A 24,569-nucleotide genomic window follows, 5' to 3' on the forward strand; every position below is an offset into this window, starting at 1 on the left:
TCCGCAGCGGCAGGCACTCATCACTCGGTGCCTCCGGCTGCGAGGTTCGGCGAGGCTCCACCTGGTGGAACCGTCTGCTTACCGCGAATCAGCAGCAGGTGAGCGCCGGCTTCGGTCAGCTGGCTGCGCCGTTCATCAGCTATGGCCTTGGGCCCGAGGTGCGACGGGGTGGGAAGTACGACCCCATAGGACCGAGTGGCCGTGAGGGCATCGAGCATGCCGATGAACGCGGACGGCGTGGCCGAACAACGCTCCGTGTAGACGCCGGCCAGCGTCAGCTCGTGACGACGGCAATACTCGGTGATCGCTGTCGTCAGGGCCAACTGCCGAGCGTGCGACACACGCACCAGATGCAGGAAGCCGAACACGAGCGGACCGGTGACGTTCCGCTGTTCCGTGAGAGGTTCCATGATTATGACCGTCCATCGGGCCGTCGTCGGAGGGGCACTTCGAGCCTGATGGCGGCCTGGCCGACGGGGAAGCCACGGCCGTCCTACTTCTGTCCCACTTTCGTCCACCTGGCGCGACACAGCGTGCTTCGATGGCGACGGAAAGGAGTGGTACGTGGCGACCGTTCATGAATGGACCGGCCTGGAGGCGCTCGCCCTCCGGAAGGCTCTCCGCCTGAGCGTGCGCGCCTTCGCCGAAAGGCTGGGCGTCTCGGTAAACACGGTCAGCAACTGGGAGAAGTTCCTGGCCAAGAGGCGGCCCAACACGGAGAGCCAGGCCATCCTGGACACAGCGCTCGCCCAGGCCAATGCGGTGACCCACCTGCGTTTCGAGACAGAGGTCGTCAAACTCGCCGAGGGGAGTATCTCCTTGGAAGCGGCTGGGCGTGTGATCATTCCCCGCCCGCGAGCCTGGGACTACGAGACCTGGGCCGACGACATCGAACGCGCAGTCGTGGCCGTCTCCCGTCAGAACTTCCCCTTCGCAGAATCTCTGCTGCACCGTTGGACTTCTCGCTACCAAGCCTCGGAACTGGATGAACGGGGCTTGTCCCTGCTGGCGCGATCCACGGCGTTACAGGGAGATTTGATGCGAGACCAAGGGGCCGTCATCGGCCCTCTCTCGGCACAGCGCTCGTACGCCAACGCTCGCTCGCTCTATACGCAGTTGGAAATTCCGCGGCGCGTAGCTCAGCTCGATCTCTCCCTCGCCGTCGTCACGGAGATGGTTGGCGAACTTGAGACAGCGGCGCGCCAGTACGATGATCTGGCTGCCGACGACCGACTGTCCCCTCGTGACCGCGCCCGTGCCCGTCTGTGGGTGGGCACCGCCCTGAGCAAGGACGGCAATCACGACTATGCGGTCAGCGTGATGGAAGCGGCGGTCCGCGCCTTCGAGGACCTCTCCGAGCAGGAGGACTGGTCGGTCGCGCAACAGAAGCTCGCCCTCGCCCACCGCGGTACCGGGAACCTCGATGCCGCCCTGCGCCTGATCGATCTTGCTCGCATTACGGGCGTCACGGAATCACCGATGCAGCGGGTGCGCCTGGACACCGCGTATGGCCACATCCTGCTCTCCGATCCCGCCACCCTGGATGATGGGCTACACGTCCTCGATGACGCTGCCAAGGAGGCGGCCCAGTACGGGCTGAGCCACCAGCTCCGCAGCATCACGGACATCCGGAGGACGGCCGACCGGGCAGCCCGCCCCACACGACGGTGACCAGGGAGACAAGCGAGTGACCGACAACCAGCCGGCGATCACCGAGGAGCAGATCAGCAACGCCAAGCTGGTCTGGGACTTCCACCAGATGCATCACGACGTGCGCCCCGTCGACGCCGCGATCGGACTCGGCAGCCACGACCTCGGCGTGGCCGCCTTCAGTGCCGAGTTGTACCGTGCCGGCCTGTTCCCAACGCTCGTGTTCACCGGCGGCAACAGCCCGACCACCGCCAAGGTGTTCCCCCGGGGGGAAGCCGTCCACTTCCGCGAGCACGCACTCGCCCTCGGCGTGCCGGACAGCGCGATCCTCGTGGAGCCGAACGCCGGCAACACCGGCCAGAACATCACCCTCTCCCGTGAGGTCCTCGCGTCTGCCGGCATCACGCCGAAGTCCGTGCTCCTCGTCTCCAAGCCCTACATGGAGCGCCGCTCCTTCGCCACCGCCCGTAAACTCTGGCCTGAGGCCGAGGTGACCTGCGCCTCGGAGTCTATGGAGTTCGACGACTATCTCAAGAGCATCGGCGACGAGAGGCTCGTCATCGACATGCTCGTCGGCGACCTCCAGCGCGTCATCGAGTACCCGAAGCTCGGGTTCGCCATCGAGCAGCATGTCCCGGAGGACGTACATGCCGCCTACGCGTCCCTCATCCGTGCCGGCTTCACCAGCAGACTCATCGCTTCGTGACCTGCCCCCTGCCCGGCGGTCTGTGCGCGATCCACCAGCCGAACTTCTTGCCTCGACTCAGCACGCTGGCCAAGTTGTTCGCGGCGGACTACTGGATCGTGCTCGACGACGTCCAGTTCACCCGCCGCGACTACCAGCACCGAGCCCGGCTGGCCAGCACGTCCCACCCAACCCGGCGCCGATGGCTCTCGATCCCTACTCACCTCCCTCATGGCCGGTCGACCGTCATCCGCGACGCCGTCCTGGTTGACCCGGAACGGTCACGTCGACGAGTGATGCACATGCTCGCGCTGCACTACCGCAGCTGCCCTGACTGGCCGGTTCTCAGGCATGAGCTGGACTCCGCGCTGGCCCAGTTCCGGCAATCGGACAAGACCGCCGATGTGGCCGAGGCGTCCACGCGGATGCTCCTCAACCTGGTGGGGTGGGAAGGTCGGATCCTGTACAGCAGCCAGCTACCGGCCCGCTCGGAACGGTCACAGCGACTTGCCGATCTCACGGCGGTCACCGGGTCGCGGGGCTACCTCTGCGGCACCGGCGGCACACGCTACCTCGAGGTGGGTCCGTTCAAGGCCCACGGGATAGCCGTGATTCCCTTCCGTACGCCGACGAAGGGTATATGGGAGGGCGGGCGCGACGTCAGCGCCGTACACCCTCTTATGACCTATGGCATCGGGGCTGTGTCCGAGGAACTGCATGCTGTCGCCTCGGGTCACCGGATACGTGGGCTGGCTGACTAGCTCCCACGCGTCCCCTCACGGGCAGGCTTGGACAGGCTCAGGCGGTTCTTCGTCGCGTTCTGAGCGTCTGGCCAGGCCACGCTCAATGCCCGGAGGCTACTGCCGGAGCCCAGCGAGGCTCGTGGAACGCGACGCGGGCCCTGCTCATCGACGCAGGCGTCGGACCGCTTGACGAGGGGCCACCGCTGAACCCGTTAGGGCCTGTTGCGAAAGTCGATCTCGGTGGGGCTACAGTTCCCGACTCCTGACTTTGATGTGGGGAGGGAGGGGCGGGAACAGTGGGTGCTCGCGTGCAGACCCGTGTTTCGGCATACGCCATCGCGATGGATGCAGATCGGCTGCTCTTGGCCCGCTTGTCTGACGCGTCACCGATCTTCAGACCAGGGCTATGGCACTTGCCGGGCGGAGGAATCGACCCCGGCGAGCAGCCCGTGGAGGCCCTGGGTCGTGAGCTTCGGGAGGAGACAGGACTCGAACTCACTTCTGCTCAATTGCTCGACGCGCGAACATACGCAGTTCAGCGCCATGGAGTCAGCTGGCACCTCACCGCACTGTTTTACACCGTCGGCCTCAAGCTCGGGTCGCCGGCGGTGGCCGAGATCGGTGGGTCCACCGACGCGGCGGTCTGGACCCCCATGGCGGACCTGCAGGACTCCATGCTGTCGCCAGCAGCCGTCGATGCTCTTCGCATGCCTTGAGACCAGGGTTCGGAGTGGATGTGCCGGCCACAGTCACAGCCATTCGTTGAGGACTGCGACGAGCACCGTCGCCTCGTAGCGGACCGCGAGCTCGTCACGGCGGGGACCGGGGCCGGGCGGCGCAGCGCGACGCGGGAACTCCCCCGACCGGCCCGTCCTCGGCGCGGCCGGCCGCCGTCCTCGCCACCGCCGGTTTCGCCGCTCTCAGGGGAAGGCCACGCCCAGGGTGTCGGCGCCCCAGGGCTTCGGAGCGCCCTCCTCGTAGAAGACGTCCACGTTCCGGATGGTGAAGCCGGCCACGCTGAGGAGGGGGACGACCGGGCGGGTCAGGTGGCAGCCGCCGAGGACGCGCTTGTTCAGCGGTTCGAGACGGCGTTGCCACCGGCGAACGTTCTCGTTGGGGGCCAGGCCGTGTTCCACGAAGTGAAGGGCGGACCCGGGCCGCAGCACACGCCGCAACTCGGCCAGCGCGGCCGCGGCGTCGGGGACGGTGCACTGCGTCCAGGTGCACAGGGCCGCTGCGAAGCTGGCGTCCTCGTACGGGAGCTTCTGGGCGTCGTGGCCGCTCCTGCGTATCGACACCGGGGAGGTCGCGATGCGGTCGGCGGCCAGCCGCCAGCAGGTGTCCGAGGGCTCGACGGCGTCGACCGAAGTGACCTCGGGCGGGTAGAAGGGTACGTTGTGGCCAGTCCCGAAGCCGATCTCGACGATCTCGCCGGCCAGGCTCGTACAGACCCGGCGGCGCAGCGGGGGAGCCGACTTCGCCCCGCACGCGAGGTTCACGATGAGTGGCACCACTTGGTCGGCGTACCAGCCCATGGCAGCCTCCTGCTCTCTGCGACCGAGGAGATGTGGGTGACGGCGTGTGACGACCGAGAAACGCTATGTCGCCGAGGCGGACAACTCGGGAATGCACTACGTGTCCGAGTTCCGGCTGACGGAGCGGGGGCCGGGGCGGACGGCGGTGCGCATGACCTTCTCGGCACAGCCACAGGAGGGCGAGAAGCCGCCGCTGCTGGCGCGGCTGCTGGGGGGGCTGGGGGCCAGGGCGGTGGCGAAGGCCATTGCCAAGGACCTGGCGGATGTCGCGGCTTCGGTGGAACGCCGCACCGCCTGACCTCCCGACGTCCTGACCTCCCGACCTCCCGATTCAGGACTCAAGTCCCGCCCGTTCGGGACCTTTGCCGCAGGGTCGACTTGTCCGGTTCCGCGAAGATCGATTCATCCTTGATCATCTTTCGCGAGCTGTGGGGTGGCCGTGGCGGAGACGCCGAAGCGGACCGGAGACCGAACCGGAACCGGAATCACAATCGGAATCCCAACCGGAGCGACGGCTTTCCCCGTGGTGCCGGTCCGGCCCTACCGGGACCCGGTGGTCCTGAGCCCGCTGTTCCGTGACGAGGGCGACGAACAGACGCAGACCATCACGGTCCCGGCGACACCCGCCCCTCCCCCGGCACTCGCCCCCGCGGCCCAGGCACCGGCCGCACCCCGTGCACCGGCCGACGCCCGTGCACCGCGCCGCACCCTGCCGCCCGCACTCGACCGGCAGTTCGCCGAGCGGCCCGCACGGTCCTGCTCCGGCTGGTGGGCCCTGCTCGTGGCCGGCACCGCCGGGGCCGGAGCGGCCGGGCTGGTAACCCGGTACGGGATTCCGCGGCCCGCGCTCACCCCGGACGCCTGGCCCGCCGCGGCGCTGGCCGGCTGCGCGCTGGCCGTCGCCCTCGCCCTCGCCGGACTGCGGCGCGGCAGCACCGGCCACGCCATAGTGCTGACCCTGTTCGGGCGCTACCGGGGCACTGTCCGGCGTACCGGGCTGGTGTGGTCCGCCCCCTTCCCCCGCCGCGCCCGGGTCGACGTACGGCTGCGGCACTGGCGCAGTGAGCCGCTGGCCGTGGTGGATGCCGAGGGCACCGCGCTGCACGCCGTGGTACTGGTCGTGTGGCGGGTGCGGGACACCGCCCGGGCCCTGCTCTCGGTGGACGACCACGCCGCGTATCTGCGCGAGCAGGTGGAGTCCACGGCCGCCCGCGTGTTCTCCGGGATGCCGGCCGACTCCTTCGGGGCGGAGGCCGGCCCGGAGACCCTGCGCGATGCCGAGGCCGTCGGCGACGCGCTGACCCGGCTGCTGGCCGCGGAGTGCCGGGCCGTGGGCATCGAGGTGTTCTCGGCCCGGCCGGTGCGCGTCGAGTACGCCCCGGAGGTCGCCGGGGCCATGCAGCGCCGCCGGATCGCGGCCATCGACGCCCGGCACCGGGATTCCGTGCTCACCTCGGTCATCGACGCGGTCGACGACACCGTGCAGCGGATGTCCGACCGTGGTCTGGTCAGCCTCGACGACTACGAACGCAAGGCCCTCGTCAAGGACTTGACCGTGGCCTTCTACACGGCACGCGGCACCGCCGCCGAAGCCCGCTGAGATCCCCCCGCGAATCCCCCCTCCCGAAGAAAGGAAACACGCATGCGCGCGCCCGAGTTCACCGAGGAGATACCCGACCGCTGCGACTGCGCCGGCTGCGGGAGCACGGCCGCGAGCCACGCACCCGGCACCACCCGTGCCGCCCGCTGCACGGTCCGCGGGGCCGTGGTCGCAGCGGTCGGCGCCGCCGTGCTGGTGGGCACCGGGGCCGGCGTCGCCTCGGCCGAGCCGGCGCCCAGCCGGGCCGGCTGGGACGGCTCCCGGTACTGGTACAAGGACGAGACCGGCTGGTGGCGCTGGACCTCCCACCAGAGCAAGTACCTGGCCAAAACCGGGCAGCAGCAGGCCGGCGGCTCGTCGGGGCAGCGGACCTCGGAGCCGGTGTTCCGGAGCAAGCAGGGCTGGGACTCCATCGACCGGGTGTACTGGTACAAGCGGAACGGCCAGTGGTGGTGGACGAGCCACCAGGACAAGTACGAGCGCTACACGGGCTCCTCGGCATCCACCAACGGCTCGACCTCGGGCTCGAGCTCAGGCTCGACCGGTTCCGGTACCGGATCCGGCTCCGGCAGCCCGGTGCGGTACGGCACCGAGGCGGCCATCTCGTACGCCATGCAGCACCTCGGCGACCCGTACGTCTGGGGCGGCAACGGCCCGCACGGCTGGGACTGTTCGGGTCTGGTCAAGGCCGCGTACCGGAGCGCCGGCATCTCCCTCCCCCGGGTCGCCGACGACCAGTACCGGGCCACCACCCCCATCTCCCGCTCCGAACTCCGCCGCGGCGACCTGGTGTTCTGGTCGAGCGACGGCCGGACCTCGGGCGTCCACCACGTGGCGATCTACCTCGGCGACGGCCAGTACCTGGAGGCCCCGCGCCCGGGCAAGAACGTCCGGATCTCCTCTTTCAGCTTCTACAACCCGAACCTGTACGGCCGGGTGCGCTAGACGCTGTCTGATAATTGATCTTGTGGTGGGGCGTGGTGAACTGACGGATGCGGCGTGGGAGGGGATAACGCCTCTGCTGCCGGGGGATGATGGTCGTGGTCGTCCGTGGCGTGATCACCGGCAGGTGGTCAACGGGGTGCTGTGGTGGCTGCCGACCGGAGCTCCGTGGGCGCGATATGCCAGGGCGTTTCGGGGCTTGGCAGACCGCCTACGAGCGGTTCGCCCGCTGGGAAGCGGACGGGACCTGGGCGAAGCTGCTTGAACACGTCTAGGTCCGCGACGACGCGGTGGGCCGGGTGGAGTGCACCGTCTGCGTCGACTCCACGATCAACGGGTCCCGCCAGCACGCGGCCGACGCCCGGAAAAAGGGGCCGCAGACGGGGACGAACTGGAAGATCCGGGCCGCTCGCAGGCGCGTCAGGCCCTCGGCAGGTCCCGGGGCGGGCTGACCACCAAGGTGCACCTCGCCGTCGACGGCCGGGGCCTGCCGCTGTCCATCGTGCTCACGCCCGGCACGTCAACGACGCCACCGCCTTCGGTAGGTCCTCGACAGCATCCGCATCCCCGGCGCCGTTACGGGTCGACCTCGCACGACACCGGCGCGGGTGTCGCGGCCCGCGTACCCCGCTCCGTCAGCGCGCTCCACGCATGTCCGAGATTGCGCGGGATCGCGACGCGTGGTTCCGGTACCGCCGCGTGATGCTTTTCAGGCGGCCAGACCGAGGTCCAGGACCCTGGCTGCCTGCCCGAGAGTCCCCGGCATGAGGTGCCGGTAGATCTTGAACGTAATGTCGATGCTCTTATGCCCCATCCATTCGGCGACATCCGTGATGGGGATGCCATGGCTGAGGCAGTTCGAGGCGAAGAAGTGGCGGAGGCTGTAGATGACTACGCCTTCAGGGATGGAGAGTTCCTGCTCCCTCTTGAGTCTCTGCCATTGGTTTTGCAGGAGATATGGCTGGAACGGACGGGTGGTGTCCTTGGGGTGCCGGAGGAGGTAACCATCGGTAGTGCCGTGCTTGTCGGCGTACCGCTCGATGGCGTCCTTGATGCGCAGAGGAAGCGGGACATCGCGGTATTCACCGGGCTTTCGGTGCTTGAGTGGGCCGTACGTCTTAGTGGTCTGGTTGACCTGCTCAGTGACCCGGTATACATCATCGGCCACGATGTTGCGAATGTTGGCTGCGGCGGCTTCGCCGTTGCGCAGCCCGCAACCACTCATGAGACCGACGAGCAGCTCGAACGAGTCGTCACCGCCGGAACGTATCGCTGCGAGCTGGTTCGCAGTCGGGATGACGCTACGACTCGGTGTGTACTGCGGAGGCTTCACGCCTCGTAGAGGGTTCTCGTCGAAGATGCCCAGATGATGTGCATCCAGCAGGATGGAAGCGAGCTTGTCGAAGACGTTCGATTGTGTGGCCGCGCCGACTCCGGCAGTCTCCATGCTGCGGACGAAGTCTTCGACCACCTTGTGGTCGAAGCTGTTCATGCGCCGGCTTCTGAGGACGGGTAGCAGGTGATTTTCCAGCAAGGAGTCGAGGTGCCTGGCTGAAGACTCGGCCAGATGCCGCTGCCCTGCTCGCCACTCGGCAACGTACTCGCTGAATGGCATTCGTCCGAATTTATCAATGCGTTCGGATTTTGCCTGACTGTGGGGCTTTCTTCTTTTTGTGTCGTAGACTTCGCTGAGCCTTCCGATGGCCTTCTCTTGGGTTTCGAATCCAGATTCCTGAATCTGGCGTCCCGATGGGCCTCGGAACCGAATCTTGTAGTCGTGCGGACACTTCGACCACCTGGCCTGTGGGTGATCGCATGATTTGAAGAACGTTCCCATCCCGCGAGCCAGGTTCCTCGTTGCCACCTTGTGATTCCTCCTTCGTGGGTGTGTTTCCAGCGGCGGGTTGGGTTACGCGGCTCTGGGCAACTTCTGTTGTCCGATCCATGCCTGGACCTCGGACACCTTGAATTGGATCTTCGCGTTGCGGCCCGTGCCGAACTTGTAGGGCGTCAGGCCCGATCGCGCGGCCTCTCGGTAGACCCAGACCAGCGACATGTTGAGGTGCGCTGCAAGTTCCTTCGCGGTCATGAACTGCGCTGGCATGGTGCCCCTTTCGTGGCTAAAGCTTCGTGAGATCGATGGTATGGAGAATCCCCGGTTTGGCTAACCGGCGATCATCGGCTATGTACGAAGCGTCCGCCGCCGGTGCCGCAGCGTGGGTTGGACGGCGCGTCCAGGCGGTTGGCGGGAGTCTTGGTTGCCCCCGGGGCAGTTCTGGAGACTGTGCCGAGAGCTCTTGACGGTGGGGTGCGGGTCACACGGCCAGACCGGCATCGAGGAGCTTGGCGGCTGTGCCGATCGATCCGGGCATGAGGTGTCGGTAGATCTTGAAGGTGATGTCGATGTTGTTGTGTCCCATCCATTCGGCGACGTCCGTGATGGGGATGTTGTGCCGGAGGCAGTTTGAGGCGAAGAAGTGGCGGAGGCTGTAGATGACCATGCCTTCGGGAATGTCGAGTTCGCCCTGCCTCTTGAGCCGTTGCCACTGGTTCTGCAGGAGGTACGGCTGGAAGGGCCGCCGGCCGGGGTCCTGCGGGTGGCGCAGTAGGTAGCCGTCGGTGGTGCCGTGCTTGTCGGCATACCACTCGATGGCGTTCTTGGTCCGTTGGGGAAGCGGCACGTCGCGGTACTCGCCGCGCTTGCGGTGCTTGAGGCGGTCGTACGTCTTGGTCGACTGGTTGACCTGCTCGGTGACGCGGTAGACGTCGTCAGCCACGATGTTGTTGACATTGACCGCGGCCGCCTCGCCATTGCGTAGGCCGCAGCCGCTCATCAGGTCCACCACGAGTCGGAAGGTGTCGTCCCCGGCTCTCCGCAGGGTCTGGAGCTGGGCAGGGGAGGGGATGACGGCACGTTTGGGGTCGTACTGAGGTGGCTTGACACCCAAGAGGGGGTTGTCGTCGAACAGCCCCAGACGGTGTGCGTCGAGGAGGATCGACTTCAGCTTGTCGTAGGCATTCGACTGGGCTGCGAGACCCACGCCGTTGCGTTCCATGGTCCGGATGAAGCCGTCCACCACCTTGTGGTCGAACGTGCTCATCCGGCGGGTCCCGAGGGCGGGGAAGATGTGGTGCTGGAGGAGTGAGTCGAGGTGGCTGAGCGACGCCGCTGCAAGGTGCCGCTGGCCGGCCTTCCACTCGGCCGTGTACTCCCGGAACCGCATCTGGCCGTACTTCGCGATGCGCTCGCTCTTCGCCTGGTTCGCGGGGGCGGCCTTCTTCGCTTTGTAGACACTGGTCAGTCGGTCGATGGCCTCGTCTGGCGTCAGGAAGCCCGACTCCTCGACCTGTTTGCCGCCGGGGCCCCTGTAGCGGACCTTGTAGAGGTGTGGGCACTTCGCCCAGCGGGATGCGGCGTGCTCGCAGTCCTTGAAGAAGGTGCCCATTCCACGGGCGAGTGTCTTGGCTGCCATGCGCCTGGGACTCCTCGGATGCCGATGCTGACGGTTTGCTGACCGTCAGCGATCCGAGACCCACTTGACCTGCGAATACGTTCCTGTGTCGCGCTTTGTTCTGGAACTGGATCGGGCGGTCCCAGCAGGACATCGAGGAGGCCCGCGAAGCCTGGACGAACGGCACGCGCTTCGGCGAGGTCAAGGGCTACGACGGCGCTCCACTCCCGGCCCCGGAACTCCCGGCGACGCCGCTGAAGCCGCGAGGGAGGGTGCGCTGAGCAGGGGGAACAGGGTGGAATTCGCCGCCGGGGCGTCTATGGCGAGGTGAACGACGCGGGGCCATCCCCGTGGGCGCGGGGATGGCCCCAGAGGCGGCGCGCTCGCGGTCAATGGAGAGCGCTCCTCGGTCAAGACGCGGGTTGCCGACCCGAGTTGTCCCCGATGTCCAGCATGCTGGTGCTCACCGGCGTCACGTCCAGGGTCGGCTGGCTCAGCAGCGTGTTCAGGCCGCCGTCCACACTGGTGGGCATCGGGCCCTCGGCGTGAGCGGGCGCGGCGGCACCCGCGATCGCCACGAAACCAGCGAGGACTGCGGCAGCCTTCAGGGACTTCATCATGTTCCTTTCACGGTCACGCTTGTCGGCCTTGGCGGGGCCGTCCATGGCTTCACTGCTCAGGCGACTACGTCTGCCCGGGTCTCTCACCGGCTCTAACGAACGGAACCCGGGGCAGAAACGTCGCCGGCCGCCTTGGTCAGAACCAGCGCTGGTGGGGGTTGAAGGCGCTGGTGCTCGCGTTCCAGAGGCCTACCGGGCTGCCGTTGCCCCGCCAGCTGCTCGAGTAGCCGTCCAGGGCGAGGACGTTGCTGCTGAGAGGGGACGTGAGGGCGAGCTCGTTGTTGCCGAGCTGGTAGACGTGGAAGGTCTGGCCGGGGGCGGCGCCGTCCTTGCAGTCGAAGACGTTGAACTGGGCGCCCGGGCGCTCTCCGAACGAGGACGGGTAGTCGAGGCAACGGCCGGAGGCGTTGTTGACCAGCGTGTAGTTGTAGTAGCCGCCGGAGGACACGACCCGCCACCGCCAGTACAGCGTGGAGCCTCCGTTGCATTCCCAGAAGCCGACCGGGGAGTTGTTGCGCCCCCCACCGCTCGCGAAGTTGTCGAGGCAGTACCTCGCGGTGTAGCCGCGCAACCGCATGGTGAAGGCGGCCGAGTCGAGAACCCGGGATCCGTCCGAGGCCAGTCGGCCCTCTCCTGCCCGGGCGTCGGCCGACACCTGGCGGAACGCTTCAGCGGCCGAGACGGTACCGGCGGTGACGGTCCGGAGGGAGGATGCTGCTGCCTGGCTGGTCCCCGCCAGGGCTGCCACTGCGAGGGTGGCAACCGCGAGTAGCGTACGGAACTGCTTGACCATGTGCTCTCCTTGCACGCTTGGGATGGCACGACGACCGAGGGATCGTCCCCGGACGACAGGCGCGTGCGGGGCTGGTCATCGGCCCGGGTCGCCGCGTCTGTGTCCCGCACAGTAGGCGCGGGGCTCAACCGCGGGTTACCTCCCCGTGCGCCTTTGCTTACCGGTCCGTGCCGCGCGCCGGTACTCACCCGGGGGCGTTCCGAACATCGTCCGGAACGCCCGGCTGAACCCCTGTGGATGGCCCATGCCCCAGCGCGCGCCGATCGCCGCCACCGGCAACGCGTCCCAACGCGGGTCGGTGAGGTCCTCCCGGCAGCGTTCCAGCCGCCTGCGCCTGATCACCGCCGCCACCGTCTCCCCGTCCTGCTTGCGGAACAGTGCGTGCAGAGCGCGCAGCGACAGATTGTGGAACCCTGCGACGGCGGCCGGCCCAAGCCGTGGGTCGGCAAGGTTCACGTCGATGAAGCTGAGAATCCGTGCCCTCATGACGTCCTGCCGGGTCTGCACCGGCAGATGCCCGTAGGCGTCCAGCTGCCGGGCGATGACCGCCCCCGCCAGGTCGGCCGCCATCCACCCCGTGCGTTCCAGATCCCGGGGGTCGCAGTCCGCGCCGTGCGCCCGTATCGACGTCAACAGGTCCGCCAGGACCCCGCCCACACCGGACGCCTCCATGGGGACGGCCAGGGCCCGGCGTGCCCGGTCCACCCGGAGCGGCAGCACATCGTGCGGTATCTGCGCGATGATCACCTCGGTGTCCTGATCCCGGTCCGGGACATTCCCGCGGAACGGCTCCGACAGGTCGAACATGGCCAAGGCCCCCTGCAGGAGCCCCGAGTCCTGTCTGCGTTGCTCGATCCACAGCGGAGCGCCGGTGACCAGCATCAGCTGATACACGCCCGGATCGTTCGCCCGTACGTCCGCCCAGGTCCGCGACAGGTGTGCCGGGGGAGAGCGGAACCAGGCCACCCGCACCGGACCGGCCGCCGTCAGGGACGCGTGGGCGACGAAGTCCCGCGAGGGGATCGGACTGGTCATCCGCATGCGTCCCAGCTGGTCCGACACCAGGTCGGCCCAGAACTCGAACCGGTCTGATGCGGGTAAGTGCGCGTTGGAAATCTCCATGGCTCCCCCTCGACGGATGTCAGCCCGAGTTTCTGAGGGTGTGGAAGGTGCCGCAAGAGTGAAGCGCCGTTTACGGACACGCGTTGCCGGGACTCTTCAGAAGCGCGGCGCGGACCCGGGCCCGCTTCACCAACACCGCCCGCACGGTGGGTGCGCGGTCACGTGATCGTCGAGCACGGCGACGCCGCCTCATCTGCGCTGGCCCGGGCCGGGCTCGCTGAGCCGGTGGATCGGGGCTCAGTACACGGTTCCGTCGGCGCGCCGGCCGGGCGAGGCGGTCAGCGAGCTGATGGTGTTGTGCTTGACCCAGCCGCCGGTCGCCGAGCCGTCGGGGCTTCGGTTGATGGACACCCCGTCGGAGTTGGCCTGGCTCGAGGTGTAGCTCATCGACTGGACCGTCGCTCCGGCCGCGTCCCGCAGGATCACCTGGTCACCGCTGTTGGACAGGTTGAGGCCGCCGGTGCCGGCAGCCACCCCCACGACGCCGCCGGGGATCGCGGAGCCCGCGCCGAACACGGTGACCGCCTTGCCGGGCTGCAGCGTCGTACCGGCCGCGAAGGTGTGCCGCACTGCCGACCCGTCCGAGAGGGTCCATCCGGCGATGCTGATCGCGGTGCCGCCGGTGTTCACGATCTCGACGGCCTCGCCGGCGGTGCTGCTCCCCGGTTCGTTGGCCAGCACCTCGTTGATGACCACGTTGGCGGGTCCGCCGCCACCGCCGGCCGTGACGGTGACGTTCCGGGTCGTGGTGTGGGTGGCCCCGCCGTTGTCCGTCACGGTCAGCGAGACCGCGTAGGTACCGGCCGATGCGTAGGTCACGGTCGGATTCGTCGCGGTCGAGGTCTGGCCGTTGCCGAAGTCCCAGCCGCGGCTCACGATGCTGCCGTCGGAGTCGGTGCTGCCATCGGTGAAGGTGCAGGTGAGAGCGGTGCAGGAGGACGTGTACGACGCCGTGGGCGGCTGGTTCGCGCCGCCGCCACCGCCGGGGACGAAGTTGTAGCGGGCCAGCACCGGGTAGTGGTCGCTGGTCGTCGTCGCGTAGTTCGGGATGTAGGGCTGGGGCTGGAAGGCGGTCGCCGAACCGGCGACGTACTTCGCCTGCACCTCGTTGGTGGTGAGCTGGTGGTCGATGAAGTCCGGGTAGCTCGTCGTCGACGCCACGCCCGCCAGCGACAGGGCCCGCGTCGGGAACGTGTAGCGCGCCGCGTCGTTCACGAAGTTGGCGTAGGGCGAAGCCTTCTCGGGCGTGATGGAGGTGTCGACGTCGTCGTTCCAGTCACCGATGACGAAGACGTTCTGTGTGGGGTAGGTCGTGTCGAGGTAGGACTTGAGGGCCTGCGACGCGGGGTGGCGCAGGTTCCACGCGTCCTGGGTGGACCCGGCCTTCGCGTGCAGGACGATGAAGACGAGGTCGCGGGTGACACCGTCGAACGTGCCGCGCAGGGTGAACTCCACCGGCGGGCGGCCGGCGAAGTTGCTGTTCTGGCCGGTCAGGATGACCTTCGCACTCACCAGGGTGGCCATGCTGGAGCGCCAGACGAGGCCGACCTTCTGCTCGGTGTTGCCGAAGTCCGAGTAGTACTGCGCACCGTTCGTCACGATCGGGTCGTTGGCCACGACCCCGGTGTACCCGGGCATGCCGGCCACGAGCGTGTCGAACGCCGAGGTGCTGACGACCTCGGAGAGGCCCCACACGTCCATGTCGGCACCCGCCATGACGTCGCGGACGTTCTGCTGCTGAAGGGCCTCGTCGGTCGGGCCGAAGTCCGGCGCGCCGAACCACTCGACGTTCCAGTTGCCGACGTCGAGCTGGGTCGGCGACCCCTGCGACGGAACCGTGGCGGCGGCGTCCGCCGCGGGGGCGGTGGTGAGCGTTGCCGCCGTCAGGGCGGCCGCCAGGAAGGCGGCGCCGAGCACGGCGGCGCGGCGGGGGCGTCTGACAGGTATGTGACGAGGCGACATGAGGGTGCCTTTCGCGAGCGGTTGCGGACGGTTCGCGGAGCACCGCGGCGGGGGTGTGGGAGGACACGCCGTGGCGGCAGGGCAGTTCTACGCTGGCCGGGTTGCACGAGGGGGACCGGAAGGTTTCCTCCGCATGTCACTTCTACGCGCGTTGCGCAGTGTGCACCGACCGCCGGACGGTGCGCCATACCTCGTACAGGCCCTGTCTGTTGAACCGCGCCCCCCCCGCGGCCCACAGCTCCCTGTTCCGCGCACCTGGCCACGGCTTGACCCGCATCCCACCCGCGGCGACAGGGTGCAGCGACGCGCGTCGCCAGCCGCGAGCAGGCTCGCCAGCTCCGTGATCGCTTCCAGGGACGGCTCGAGGTAGCGGCGGACGCTTTCCGGCTTCCTGTGCCGGAATCGCGCCACCGCGCCGACAAGGCGTCCGCCTCCCGCGGCAACCGTTGCTACCTGCGGCCACGTGGTATCCGCTGCACCATCCCGGACAAGGCCGACCAGGCACTCAACCGGAAGAGACGCGGCTCGCGCGGCGGCAGGCTGCCGATCAACTTGCCTGCGCATGTGCTCAGTCGGGGACGTGGACGGCAGCATCCGTGCCGATCAGAGCCCCATCGACTCCCAGTGACGCAGGACGTGCGTGGCCAGACCGAAGCGCTTGGCGAGGGCCCCGATGCCCATCGACTCACGCTCGCCGCCACCATGAGCCCTTTGCGCGCTTGACTTCATGCCGACATTAAGTCCCAGTCTGGCGCTCATGACCAGGGACATGGAACAGACGCCCCAGCCGGCGAACGACCTCGTAGCACGGCTCGACGCCGCCGACCGACTGCCGGGCGCCGAGCTGCTGAGGGTTCTCTCCTACGACTTGCTCGGCGCCGAACCCGGAACGTCCGTGGTGGACGTGGGCTGTGGCGCCGGACGGGCCGTGGCGGAACTGGCCGAACGGGGCGTGAGGGCCGTCGGTGTGGACCCGAACGAGCGGATGATCGCCGTCGCCCGTGGTCGGTGGCCCGAGGCGGACTTCCGGATGGCGGGAGCGTACGAGCTGCCGCTGCCTGCCGGACGCCTCGGTGGACGGTTACCGAGCCGACAAGGTCTTCCACGAACTGGACGAGCCAGAGCGGGCGTTGGCGGAGGCCCACAGGGTTCTTGCACCTGGAGGGCGGATCCTGCTGGTCGGCCAGGACTGGGACACCTTCGTCATCGACTCCGACGATCCGGCCCTCACCCGCACCATCGTGCACTCCCGCGCCGACCTGACCGCCGCCCCGCGTGCCGCTGGCCGATACCGGAACCTGCTACTGAACAGCCGCTTCAGCGATGTGACGGTCGAGGTGCACACAGGGGTGTTCACCGGGTCGGCGATGTTGCTCCTGCTCACCGGACTGGCCGAAGCAGCCTGCTCCACCGGCGCCATTACGCGCGAGCAGACGGACAACTGGATCGCCGAGCAGCGTGCGCGGGCCGAGGCCGACCGCCTCTTCCTGGCACTGCCGATGTTCGTGGCAGCGGCGACCGCACCACGGTGAGGCAGCGTTCACCTGACCAGTCGTGGGCCGGAGCCGCGCGTCGGGCGGTACCGCGAACGCCTGCGTGAGCGGCACGAGACGATCGAGGCCAAGGGGCCCCTTCGTCACCCACTCCTCCAGGACTCTCATCGAGGCGCACGAGCCTGAGCGGGCGTAAGACCGGCGCCCCGTCCCTTCGCAGTACGTTGTAGTACCGCTCGCGACGTCGACTCGTACCCCGTGCGAGCCGCTGCCCACCTCGAAGAATCGCTCCTTGGCCGCCCTCAGACTACTCAGGACCGATTCCATACAAGCGTATAGCGCCAGAACAGACGTCGTCGCAACCTCACTCCAGGCAGGATGCCCTTGGCTTCACGGGCGATGTCGTCGAAGGTCATGCTCGCCGAGCGAGTGGGAGCCGTCATGGAGGCGGGCCGTGGCGAGGGACGCCCCTTGTTCTTCAGCCAGCCCATGGCGGCGTTGGCCGGAACGGAGACAATTCCGAGCAGGTGGTCCACAGGGGTCTGCGCGCGGGACAGGCCGACGATCACCAAGGTCCCTCCCGGGGCCACGTGGCGGCGGAATCGGGTGAGTGCCTCGGCGAACGGCATGTGGTGGATCGCGGCGACGCAGGTGATGACGTCGTATGAGCCGGCGGGGAACTCGGCTGCTGCGTCCGCGACGCTGAAGGTCACGGGGAGCGCAGCAGGAGTCAGCCTCTGAGCCAGAGCGGTGATCGTCGGATCGGAATCCACTGCCTTCACGGCGTCTGCTCGTCCAGCCAGAAGCCTTGCGAGATCACCGCTGCCGGAACCCACGTCCAGGGCGCACTCGAAGCGCCTCGGCAGCTGACGCAGGATCCAACGGTGGTAGTGAGCGTTGTGATCCCACGGATAGGCGGCGTTGAACCGTTCAAGAGCTCGTAGGACACGAGGCGAAAGGATCTTCATCGCCCCAGTTCATCAACTCACGGCGGCGTGCACACCCCCAGTTCGATGCTGCCTTCCCCGAGCCGAGCTGCCTTCGCCTCGGCAACCGACTCAGGCGTTGGGCGTCGGCGTGGAACCAGTCGAGGTCGGCGAGGTCGGCGATGGCGTCGGTCGCGGCGGCCTCCCGGAGTTCCGCGGCGGCCGCTTGGACGTCTTCCGTGAGTTCCCAGGTGTCCGAGCGGATCCGGCCTTCGTCGTCCAGGGCGAGCGGGGTGGCGCCGGGTGAGGTGCGGAACCAACCGGCCGTAGCGGTCCGCCGTTCGGTCGGGGCTTTCTCGAAGGGGACCAGGATGCCGCGGATGGCGGCGTGCTTGAGTCCGGCGACACGTCCTGCAAGCCTGTGAAGGGACGGACGTCGGCAGTGCCCCATCAGGGAGCAAGATCAGGAGCCGGTCTTGAAGGTTCCCCTACGTTGCCGAGGCCGGTCAGGGACCGCCCTGAGTTGCGCCGATGCTCCGGCGCATGGTGCGGCGCATCTCCGTGAGCTGCTTCCAGAGCCCCATGACCTGCTGGTGTGCTTCGTCGAGCGACTCGTCGTCTTCCCAGCGCGACGGAGCCCCACTGTCCAGACGCTTGAGGACCCCGTAGACGTGGTTGAGCCTGCGGTGCACGCCGTCGACGACGGTGAGCACGTCGTCCGGAATCCGCATCTGCGCCTCGGAGTAGCGCGCCCTGTGCTCGCGCCGTGCATCGTCCAGACGAGTTCTCACGTCGTCCGTGACACGGCCGGCCCGAAGGGCATGCCAGAAGTGGTTGAGCTCGGACTGATAGTCGAGTGACGCCGTGTTCAGTCTGACGTAGCAGGCCCGAACAGCCTCAGCCAACGCGCGTTCGGTTTCGTGCTGTCGCTCCTCGGCGCGCTGCCGTGCGGATTGATCCAGTTCCAGGGCCTTGGCCTTCGTGGCGAGCCGCTGAGTCATCAGTGCTGATGCGAGAGTTCCGACGATCCCCAGAAAAGCGATCACCAGGGGCGCCACCGTGGTGCTCATCCGGATACCGCCTCTCTGGTCCGCGCCACTCCCAGTGTGGCGGTGTCTCGCCGCCATGTCCTGGAGCCATTGCTCCCCGTCCCTGCTTCTCACCTACATTGGCGCAACGCCGCGAGCAGTGCACGGTACCTGCGCCGCACGACCGACGTCGGCACAGCGCAGACCGCGCGCCTGCGCATCGGCTGATCCGACAACAGCTCCGACAACAGCTCCGCCAAGCGCGCCGACGCGGTGGGTTTGGGTTTCCGCCATGACCAGAACGACGCCGCCGCCCTGTGCACGTTGAGGGGCTCTTCCCGAAGCGGGGGGCGTTTCGTGGTGTGACGGCGCGCCTGCATCCGTGGCCGGGGAGGCCGGTCGCGTGGGACAGCTCGGTCGGCTGGCCGCCCGGCCCGGACGGCTGCGACCTGCTCGAGGTCCTCTGGTGCCCGGTCGATGCGCACGGCCCGTCCCGCCCGACGACGGGATCTACGATGATGATCACGATGACGATGACGGTGGCGTGGCGTCCATGAGGCCGATCACCGCCCCGGCACGATCGATTGGCGGATGAGGCGGCCATGGCCACACAGCCCGTACAGCCCGCGCACCAAGAGCCGCTGCCGGACACGGCCGTCCCGTACCTGCCCCGCCGCTGGTGTCGCCGGTGCGGGGCCGTTCTGCGCGATCCCGTCTCGCGCCAGCGGCTCCTGGGCCCGGAGTGCGATCCCGAGCGTCGCATCGGACACCGGCGGCACGACGTCGACCAGGACCCGATCCCGGGCCTGTAGCGGGGCGGCGGGTGATCGGTGGTTGGCCGACGAAAGACGACCAGACGATCTCGTCGGTCGTCGCCCGCGGTTCGAGGACGGACGACGCGGTCACCGGAGGGACGGCAGTTCCCTGAGTGTCCCGCCCCCGCTGTGCGGCAGGGGCGGGACGGGTGGACGGCGGCGGGAGCGGTCAGCGGTCCTGGGACAGTTCCAGGAGCTCGGCGAAGGTTCCGCCCCCGTGGGCGAGGTCGTCGTACCGGCCTTGCTCGGTGATCCGGCCGTGTTCCATCACGATGATGTGATCGGCGATCCGCGTGTTCTCCAGGCGATGGGTGACCACGATCGTGATGCGGTCGGCGGAGATGGCCTTGATCTGCTCGAAGATCTGGTGCTCGCCCCGCGGGTCCATCTGGGAGGTGGGTTCGTCGAGGATCAGCAGGTCGGGCCGGCGGTACAGGGCTCTGGAGCACGCGATGCGCTGCCACTGCCCGCCGGAGAGTTCCGTCCCGCCGAAGATGTCCCGGGCGAGGAGGGTGTCGAGACCTGCCGGGAGGTCTTCCACGGCATCGCGCAGACCGACCGCGTCGACGGCCTCCCACACCGCGTCGTCGTCGAAGCTGTGCGGTTGGCCGAGGGTCACGTTCTCGCGGAGGCGCAGCGGCCACTGCGCGAAGAGCTGCGGCACGAGTCCCACGGACGCCCAGACCGTGGCGGGGTCCACCTCCGAAAGGTCGCTGCCGTTCCACGAGACGGTGCCCTTGTCCGCCAGGTAGACCCCGGTCAGCAGACGGGTGAGGGTGGACTTCCCGGATCCGTTCGCCCCGACGATCGCGAGGATCTGGCCACGGCGCAGGGCCAGCGAGACGCCGTCGACGGCGGGTTTGTCCTTGCCGGGGTACTGGTAGACGACATCCCGCAGGCGGATCTCGTCGACCGGTGCGGCCAGCCGGTGGGGGCCGCGCTGCGGGGCGCGGGCGGCGGCGTCGTCGAGGAAGGCCTGCATGTCGCCGAGGTACAGGCTGGTGTGGAAGACCGCGGCGGCGCCGATGACGACCTGGGACAGGGCGGCGAGCGTGGTCTGCACGGCGATCACGGCCGTCGCGGCGACCGCGAGGTCGATCCGGCCGGACACGGCCAGCCATGTCAGAGCGCCCCACGTCGCCATCAGGAAGACACCGCCGGCCAGCGCGGACAGCAGAGCGATCCGCAGGGTCCGCGGCGCGCCGGTCAGCGTGCGCCGGTCACACCGCTCGGACAGCGCCCGGTACCAGTGGACGAGGTATTCGACCACGGAGTTCGCGCGGACCTCGTCGCTGTACTTGGAATCGGTCGCCCACCAGCGCATCATGCCCCGCACGTTGCGATCGGCGACATTGGCGTAGTGGATCTCGTAGTCGACCCGTGCGTTGAGCACGGCTCCGACACCGGCCGGGAGGACGGCGAGCAGCAGCAGCGGCAGGAGCAGCGGATTCAGCACCGACAGCACACCGCCGGCGGTGACCATCCGGATCACCGCGGAGACGAACCGCTGGGCGTCGGTCACCATCACGTGCGTCCGCATCACCCCCATCTCCGCTGCCTCGCGCCGGTCCGCGAACCCGTCCTCCGCGTACGCCACCGCCTCCACCCGGCACACCGCCTCGACCAACGCCGAGTCCGTCTCCGTCGTCAGTCGCGGTGTGATCCGCCGCTCCGCGTACGCGGCCACCGCCGCCGCGGTCCGAGCCAGGGCGGCGGCGATCGTCACCACCAGCAGCGCCGGTAGCGCGCCACGCAGCCGGTCCCCGGCGGACCCGGCTCCGAGAACGGGTTCCATGGCGCGGGCGGTTGCGGTCAGGAGCACGGCGGCGGAGACGCCGGTGACCAGCTGGCAGCAGAGAAGCAGCTGCACGGCCCGCCGGTCGATCCGCCACGACAGGCGCGCGATCCGGCCCAGGACGGCGGGGATCTGCGCGCACATCTCCCGGAAGGAGGCTTCGGCGAGCGGGTTGATGGCGTACTGCCCGCTATAGGTGATCTCCGCCGGAGGGGGAGGGGGCGGCGTCGTCTTCTGTTGTTCGTTCACGGGAGGCGAGGTCAACGGCGGGTCCTCCTGGACGTTCGCTGGGCTTGGTCGGGAAGCTCAACGAACCCGCCTGGATATCGAACTGGTGTCTTTCGGACTCTGTCGGATCCCCGGGATTCGGCGCGTGTCGGAGCGTGGCGAATGCACCGATCCGTCTCGCGTAACAGGGGTGCTGTGCGGGGAGGTTGGCCGAAACGCCGACAGGGGAGCCTGTGAGGTGAGGGTGAGCGCGTCGCAGTGGAGACGGCCCCGACTCGCGGCCCGGACTACTCCGTGAGCCCATGCGTGCGAGGTGTGCGGTACTTCGTGCGCGGTCGGCGTCTAGAACCAGCGGGTACCGACCGGTCCCTGGCCCTCGTCACCCACGTCGTCGTGTCGACAGCGCAGGAGGGGAGTTCGGCCGCGCTCCTCACCGCGGGGGCGGTCAATGTCCTGGACCGCGACGCCCGGCCGGGAGTCCTCGGCGCGCGCCTCGGCGCGGACGTGCGCTGGCTGCGGCGGATCGGATCCACGCGCCCGGGGGGCGGGGACGGCGCGGAGGAGGCGGCTCCGTCGTTCCGTACGCAGGCCCTGCTTCTGGAGATCTTCTGCGCGCGCCCCGGGCCCGTCTGCTGCCACGACATCCGCCGACTGCTCGGCGCGCCCGGGCGGTTGATGACGCTCGCCGCCCTAGGGGCCGTATCCGCAGGCTCGCGCCGTAGCGCGCCGAAGGCGGCCCGGTGTGCGGGAGAACGGTCCGCTGGGGCGCCGACACCCTCACCGTCCACGCGGCCCAGGCGGGACACCGCCCAGCGGCTGTCCGCCGGGCACTCCCTAGAGCGTCTCGCTCGCCGAGTCGATGAGGCGGCGGCGTGCGGTCTTCACGGCGGGGGTCAGCGCGGCGAGGGCGCCTACGGCGGTCGCCGCGGCGACCAGGGTCAGCAGGGCCAGGGGGGACGGGACGTGGGCGATGCCCGCACCGATGCCGCTGGAGCGGCCCTCCTCGTCGACGAGCCACCGTCCGAGCGCCGCTCCCGCCGCAGTGCCGACGAGGGCGGCGACCAGGGTGGTGAGGGCCGCGGCGGTCACGATGACCGCGCCGATCTGGCGAGGGGTCAGACCGATGGCCTTCATCGCCAGGAGGTCGCGCACCCGGGCGCGGACACCGGAGCTGATCAGCGTGAGCAGTTCGACGAGGGCGATGAAACCGAGAACGGCGATGAGCGCCGCGATGACGCCCCGCGGGGTGTCGAGGCGGTCCGCGGGCGTCGGGGTCTCCCGGATCTCCAGGCCGCCGTCGACCGCCCCGGCGACGGCGGCCGCCACCTGCTTGGGATCGGCCCCCGGCCGCAGGACGAGCGCGTGGAAGCGCGCCGTCATCGACGCGTCGCCGTTGCGGAGGCTGTCGAGCGAGGTGGAGATCACCCGGCCGCCCTGCTCGGGTTCGACGCTGCGGCCCACGACGTGCAGGATCTGCGGGCGGCCCTCGACCGTCATCCGCACCCACTCCCCGACGCGTACGCCGAGCAGGTCGAGGAGACCCTGCCCCGCGACCGCCTCGTCCGGGCCGGTCGGCGCCCGGCCCTCGACGACGCTGTGCGGGTACGGCCGCGCCTGGCTGCCCAGGCCGCGCAAGGTGATCGTCCCGGTCTGCCCGGGGACCAGCGCGACGAACTCCGCGCCGGGGAAACTGTCCTCTACCCCCGGGACCGAGGTCAGCGCGCGGGCGAGCGCCGGGTCGTCGGCCGGGCCGGGTTCGTCGGCCCGTACGGTCAGGGCGGCGGCGCGGCCCATCCGGGCGGGGTCGCTGCCGAACTGGTCGAGGGTCGACCAGGCGACGAGGGCCACGGTCATCAGGGCGACGGGCAGGGCGAGCCGGGATATCGGCACCAGGCTGCGTCCGCGGCCGGAGAACGCCGAGCGCCAGCCGAGTACCAGGGCGGGGGACAGGCGCAGGGCGATGGCCCGGCGGCCGAGCCGGGTGAGCGGGGCGGCGGTGAGGAGCGCCGACCTGGCGGCGGGGACGGGCGGTACCCGACCGGCCCGCCAGGCGGCGAGCCCGGTGGCCGTGCCGATGAGCAGGACGGCGGCGACGGGCAGTCCCGCCACGATCGCCCGGTGCCCTGGCAGTTCGGGCCAGAGGACCACCGCCTCGCCGATCCTGCCCGGGATCCACCGGCCGACGGTCAGGATCGCGACCGTGCCGAGACCCGCTCCGAGCACGGCGAAGCCCAGGTGCTGGACGAGGAACCCCCGCGTCACCTGACCGGGGGTGAAGCCGATGGCCTTCAGGACCGCGATGTCCTTGAGCTGGCCCCGCACGCGGGCCCTGACCGCGCCCGAGATGGCGACCGCGGCCGCGAAGAGCGCGGCGAGCCCGAACGCGGCGAACATCTGGCCGAGCAGCCGGTCGTCGCCGCCCACATCGGCCTTGGCCTCCTGCCAGTTGGTCACCCGGTCGACCCGGTGGGCGCCCAGCAGGGTGACGGCCCGCTGGACCACGTAGTCGGTGTCGTCCGGGTCCTTGAGCCGCAGCCCGACGCTCTGACCCGTACCGGTCGCGGCCACGCGGTCGAGCGCTCCGGGCAGGACCCAGGCGACCCCGGTTCCCTGGCCGGCCCGGTAGAGGGGTTCGGCGCTCTCCGCGATGCCCGCGACCCGCAGGTCGAGCGGCGCGCCGTCCGCGCCCGTGACGGTGACGGTCTCGCCGGGATCGGCCCACAGGGCCCGCGCGAGCGCGCTCTCCAGGACGATCCCGCCCGGGCGGCCGTCGGGCGACGACGGCTCCAGCCAACTTCCCTCGGTGACGAGCGGGCGGGCCACCGCGGGCGGCTGCGGTCCGGCGCCCCGCAGGACGACCCGGGCCCGCGCGCCGGCCACCTCGACGGTTGTCTCGGCCGTACGGAACGGTCCCGACACCGCGGCGACCTCGTCCAGCGAGGCGAGTGAGGCGACCGAGGCGGCCGAGGACGCGTCGAGGTCACCCCGGGTGTGCAGCCAGATGTGGGCGCCCTCGGACTCGTTGAACACCCGCTGCCAGGGGTTCACGGCGTAGCTGAGGAGCGCCCCGGACAGCAGCAGCGAGACGATCACGCCTGCGCTGGCGAGCACCACGAACAGGGCCTCGCCCCGATGGGCGCGCAGGTCGGAGTGAGCCCACCGCAGAATGGCCCGCACGAC

The 24,569-nt window shown here is 69.3% G+C and carries 23 protein-coding genes and 5 pseudogenes; 13 read left to right on the forward strand and 15 right to left on the reverse strand.

The features are described from left to right. Positions 1–20: 20 nt before the first annotated feature. Positions 21–410 (reverse strand): hypothetical protein, encoded by a 390-nt coding sequence (locus tag ACF09C_RS27240; protein ID WP_392095154.1) that lies wholly within the window; start codon positions 408–410, stop codon positions 21–23. A gap of 154 nt (positions 411–564) precedes the next feature. Between ACF09C_RS27240 and ACF09C_RS27245 the strand changes: the two genes are divergently transcribed. From ACF09C_RS27245 to ACF09C_RS27260, 4 genes are all read left to right on the forward strand, one after another. Further along, on the forward strand, positions 565–1,671 hold the full coding sequence (locus ACF09C_RS27245; RefSeq protein ID WP_392095156.1) for a helix-turn-helix domain-containing protein: 1,107 nt from the start codon (positions 565–567) through the stop codon (positions 1,669–1,671). A 16-nt stretch (positions 1,672–1,687) separates the two neighbouring features. Beyond that, positions 1,688–2,356, forward strand: a complete 669-nt coding sequence (locus ACF09C_RS27250; protein ID WP_392095158.1) for a YdcF family protein — start codon at positions 1,688–1,690, stop codon at positions 2,354–2,356. Then, positions 2,353–3,096 carry a WbqC family protein gene (locus ACF09C_RS27255; protein WP_392095160.1) on the forward strand — a complete coding sequence of 248 codons (744 nt, stop codon included), beginning with the start codon at positions 2,353–2,355 and terminating at the stop codon, positions 3,094–3,096. The genes ACF09C_RS27250 and ACF09C_RS27255 overlap by 4 nt, the downstream gene beginning before the upstream one ends. A gap of 290 nt (positions 3,097–3,386) precedes the next feature. Beyond that, positions 3,387–3,794 carry an NUDIX hydrolase gene (locus tag ACF09C_RS27260; protein WP_392095162.1) on the forward strand — a complete coding sequence of 136 codons (408 nt, stop codon included), beginning with the start codon at positions 3,387–3,389 and terminating at the stop codon, positions 3,792–3,794. 204 nt (positions 3,795–3,998) lie between these two features. Here the strand turns inward: ACF09C_RS27260 and ACF09C_RS27265 are convergent, their stop codons facing one another. Next, positions 3,999–4,613 carry a class I SAM-dependent methyltransferase gene (locus tag ACF09C_RS27265; RefSeq protein WP_392095164.1) on the reverse strand — a complete coding sequence of 205 codons (615 nt, stop codon included), beginning with the start codon at positions 4,611–4,613 and terminating at the stop codon, positions 3,999–4,001. Between the two features lie 46 nt (positions 4,614–4,659). On the opposite strand from ACF09C_RS27265, the gene ACF09C_RS27270 reads away from it, so the two are divergent. From ACF09C_RS27270 to ACF09C_RS27285, 4 genes and pseudogenes are all read left to right on the forward strand, one after another. After that, complete coding sequence (locus tag ACF09C_RS27270) at positions 4,660–4,911, forward strand: hypothetical protein (RefSeq protein WP_392095166.1); 252 nt, start codon at positions 4,660–4,662, stop codon at positions 4,909–4,911. Between the two features lie 225 nt (positions 4,912–5,136). Continuing rightward, positions 5,137–6,213: an SPFH domain-containing protein gene (locus ACF09C_RS27275; RefSeq protein ID WP_392095167.1), complete on the forward strand. Its 1,077-nt coding sequence runs from the start codon at positions 5,137–5,139 to the stop codon at positions 6,211–6,213. Between the two features lie 42 nt (positions 6,214–6,255). After that, complete coding sequence (locus tag ACF09C_RS27280; protein WP_392095169.1) at positions 6,256–7,158, forward strand: C40 family peptidase; 903 nt, start codon at positions 6,256–6,258, stop codon at positions 7,156–7,158. A 22-nt stretch (positions 7,159–7,180) separates the two neighbouring features. After that, positions 7,181–7,844, forward strand: a pseudogene (locus ACF09C_RS27285) (IS5 family transposase); the annotation flags it as partial. A gap of 20 nt (positions 7,845–7,864) precedes the next feature. Here the strand turns inward: ACF09C_RS27285 and ACF09C_RS27290 are convergent. From ACF09C_RS27290 to ACF09C_RS27300, 3 genes are all read right to left on the reverse strand, one after another. Then, on the reverse strand, positions 7,865–8,647 hold the full coding sequence (locus ACF09C_RS27290) for a tyrosine-type recombinase/integrase (protein WP_392095558.1): 783 nt from the start codon (positions 8,645–8,647) through the stop codon (positions 7,865–7,867). Between the two features lie 417 nt (positions 8,648–9,064). Beyond that, complete coding sequence (locus tag ACF09C_RS27295) at positions 9,065–9,244, reverse strand: helix-turn-helix domain-containing protein (protein WP_392095170.1); 180 nt, start codon at positions 9,242–9,244, stop codon at positions 9,065–9,067. A 226-nt stretch (positions 9,245–9,470) separates the two neighbouring features. Continuing rightward, positions 9,471–10,628 (reverse strand): tyrosine-type recombinase/integrase, encoded by a 1,158-nt coding sequence (locus ACF09C_RS27300; RefSeq protein ID WP_392095172.1) that lies wholly within the window; start codon positions 10,626–10,628, stop codon positions 9,471–9,473. Positions 10,629–10,723: 95 nt separating this feature from the next. Between ACF09C_RS27300 and ACF09C_RS27305 the strand changes: the two are divergent. Further along, positions 10,724–10,888 (forward strand): annotated as a pseudogene (locus ACF09C_RS27305) (pirin family protein); the annotation flags it as partial. A gap of 129 nt (positions 10,889–11,017) precedes the next feature. Here the strand turns inward: ACF09C_RS27305 and ACF09C_RS27310 are convergent. From ACF09C_RS27310 to ACF09C_RS27325, 4 genes are all read right to left on the reverse strand, one after another. Continuing rightward, on the reverse strand, positions 11,018–11,272 hold the full coding sequence (locus ACF09C_RS27310; protein ID WP_392095173.1) for a hypothetical protein: 255 nt from the start codon (positions 11,270–11,272) through the stop codon (positions 11,018–11,020). A gap of 91 nt (positions 11,273–11,363) precedes the next feature. Then, a complete protein-coding gene (locus tag ACF09C_RS27315; RefSeq protein ID WP_392095175.1) occupies positions 11,364–12,020 on the reverse strand; it encodes an RICIN domain-containing protein in 657 nt (218 codons plus the stop codon). Between the two features lie 135 nt (positions 12,021–12,155). After that, complete coding sequence (locus tag ACF09C_RS27320) at positions 12,156–13,142, reverse strand: helix-turn-helix domain-containing protein (protein WP_392095177.1); 987 nt, start codon at positions 13,140–13,142, stop codon at positions 12,156–12,158. Positions 13,143–13,379: 237 nt separating this feature from the next. Next, a complete protein-coding gene (locus tag ACF09C_RS27325) occupies positions 13,380–15,104 on the reverse strand; it encodes a lamin tail domain-containing protein (RefSeq protein WP_392095178.1) in 1,725 nt (574 codons plus the stop codon). Positions 15,105–15,488: 384 nt separating this feature from the next. On the opposite strand from ACF09C_RS27325, the pseudogene ACF09C_RS27330 reads away from it, so the two are divergent. Continuing rightward, a pseudogene (locus ACF09C_RS27330) lies at positions 15,489–15,656 on the forward strand (IS5/IS1182 family transposase); the annotation flags it as partial. Positions 15,657–15,710: 54 nt separating this feature from the next. Here the strand turns inward: ACF09C_RS27330 and ACF09C_RS27335 are convergent. Continuing rightward, a pseudogene (locus ACF09C_RS27335) lies at positions 15,711–15,833 on the reverse strand (MerR family transcriptional regulator); the annotation flags it as partial. Positions 15,834–15,873: 40 nt separating this feature from the next. Between ACF09C_RS27335 and ACF09C_RS27340 the strand changes: the two are divergent. Further along, positions 15,874–16,110: pseudogene (locus ACF09C_RS27340) on the forward strand (class I SAM-dependent methyltransferase); the annotation flags it as partial. Positions 16,111–16,177: 67 nt separating this feature from the next. Beyond that, positions 16,178–16,636, forward strand: coding sequence for a methyltransferase domain-containing protein (locus ACF09C_RS27345; RefSeq protein WP_392095180.1), 459 nt, complete (start codon positions 16,178–16,180; stop codon positions 16,634–16,636). A 272-nt stretch (positions 16,637–16,908) separates the two neighbouring features. Here ACF09C_RS27345 and ACF09C_RS27350 read toward each other — a convergent pair whose 3' ends face one another. Genes ACF09C_RS27350 through ACF09C_RS27360 form a run of 3 tightly spaced genes read right to left on the reverse strand, consistent with a single transcriptional unit; the run spans position 16,909 to position 18,593 of the window. Further along, positions 16,909–17,565: a class I SAM-dependent methyltransferase gene (locus ACF09C_RS27350; RefSeq protein ID WP_392095182.1), complete on the reverse strand. Its 657-nt coding sequence runs from the start codon at positions 17,563–17,565 to the stop codon at positions 16,909–16,911. Next, entirely contained in the window at positions 17,528–17,974 is a 447-nt protein-coding gene (locus ACF09C_RS27355) for a hypothetical protein (RefSeq protein ID WP_392095184.1), read from the reverse strand. The genes ACF09C_RS27350 and ACF09C_RS27355 overlap by 38 nt, the downstream gene beginning before the upstream one ends. A gap of 55 nt (positions 17,975–18,029) precedes the next feature. Further along, positions 18,030–18,593: a hypothetical protein gene (locus ACF09C_RS27360; protein WP_392095185.1), complete on the reverse strand. Its 564-nt coding sequence runs from the start codon at positions 18,591–18,593 to the stop codon at positions 18,030–18,032. Positions 18,594–19,153: 560 nt separating this feature from the next. Here ACF09C_RS27360 and ACF09C_RS27365 point away from each other — a divergent pair. Continuing rightward, positions 19,154–19,363: a DUF6011 domain-containing protein gene (locus ACF09C_RS27365; RefSeq protein WP_392095187.1), complete on the forward strand. Its 210-nt coding sequence runs from the start codon at positions 19,154–19,156 to the stop codon at positions 19,361–19,363. Between the two features lie 172 nt (positions 19,364–19,535). Here ACF09C_RS27365 and ACF09C_RS27370 read toward each other — a convergent pair whose 3' ends face one another. Together ACF09C_RS27370 and ACF09C_RS27375 are read right to left on the reverse strand one after the other, a co-directional pair. Further along, positions 19,536–21,305, reverse strand: coding sequence for an ATP-binding cassette domain-containing protein (locus ACF09C_RS27370; protein ID WP_392095560.1), 1,770 nt, complete (start codon positions 21,303–21,305; stop codon positions 19,536–19,538). Positions 21,306–22,223: 918 nt separating this feature from the next. After that, the gene (locus ACF09C_RS27375) at positions 22,224–24,566 is read right to left on the reverse strand and encodes an FtsX-like permease family protein (RefSeq protein WP_392095189.1); all 2,343 of its coding nucleotides are present in this window, start codon (positions 24,564–24,566) and stop codon (positions 22,224–22,226) included. Positions 24,567–24,569: the final 3 nt, after the last annotated feature.

Source organism: Streptomyces sp. NPDC014870 (assembly GCF_043081505.1).
Taxonomy (GTDB): domain Bacteria; phylum Actinomycetota; class Actinomycetes; order Streptomycetales; family Streptomycetaceae; genus Streptomyces.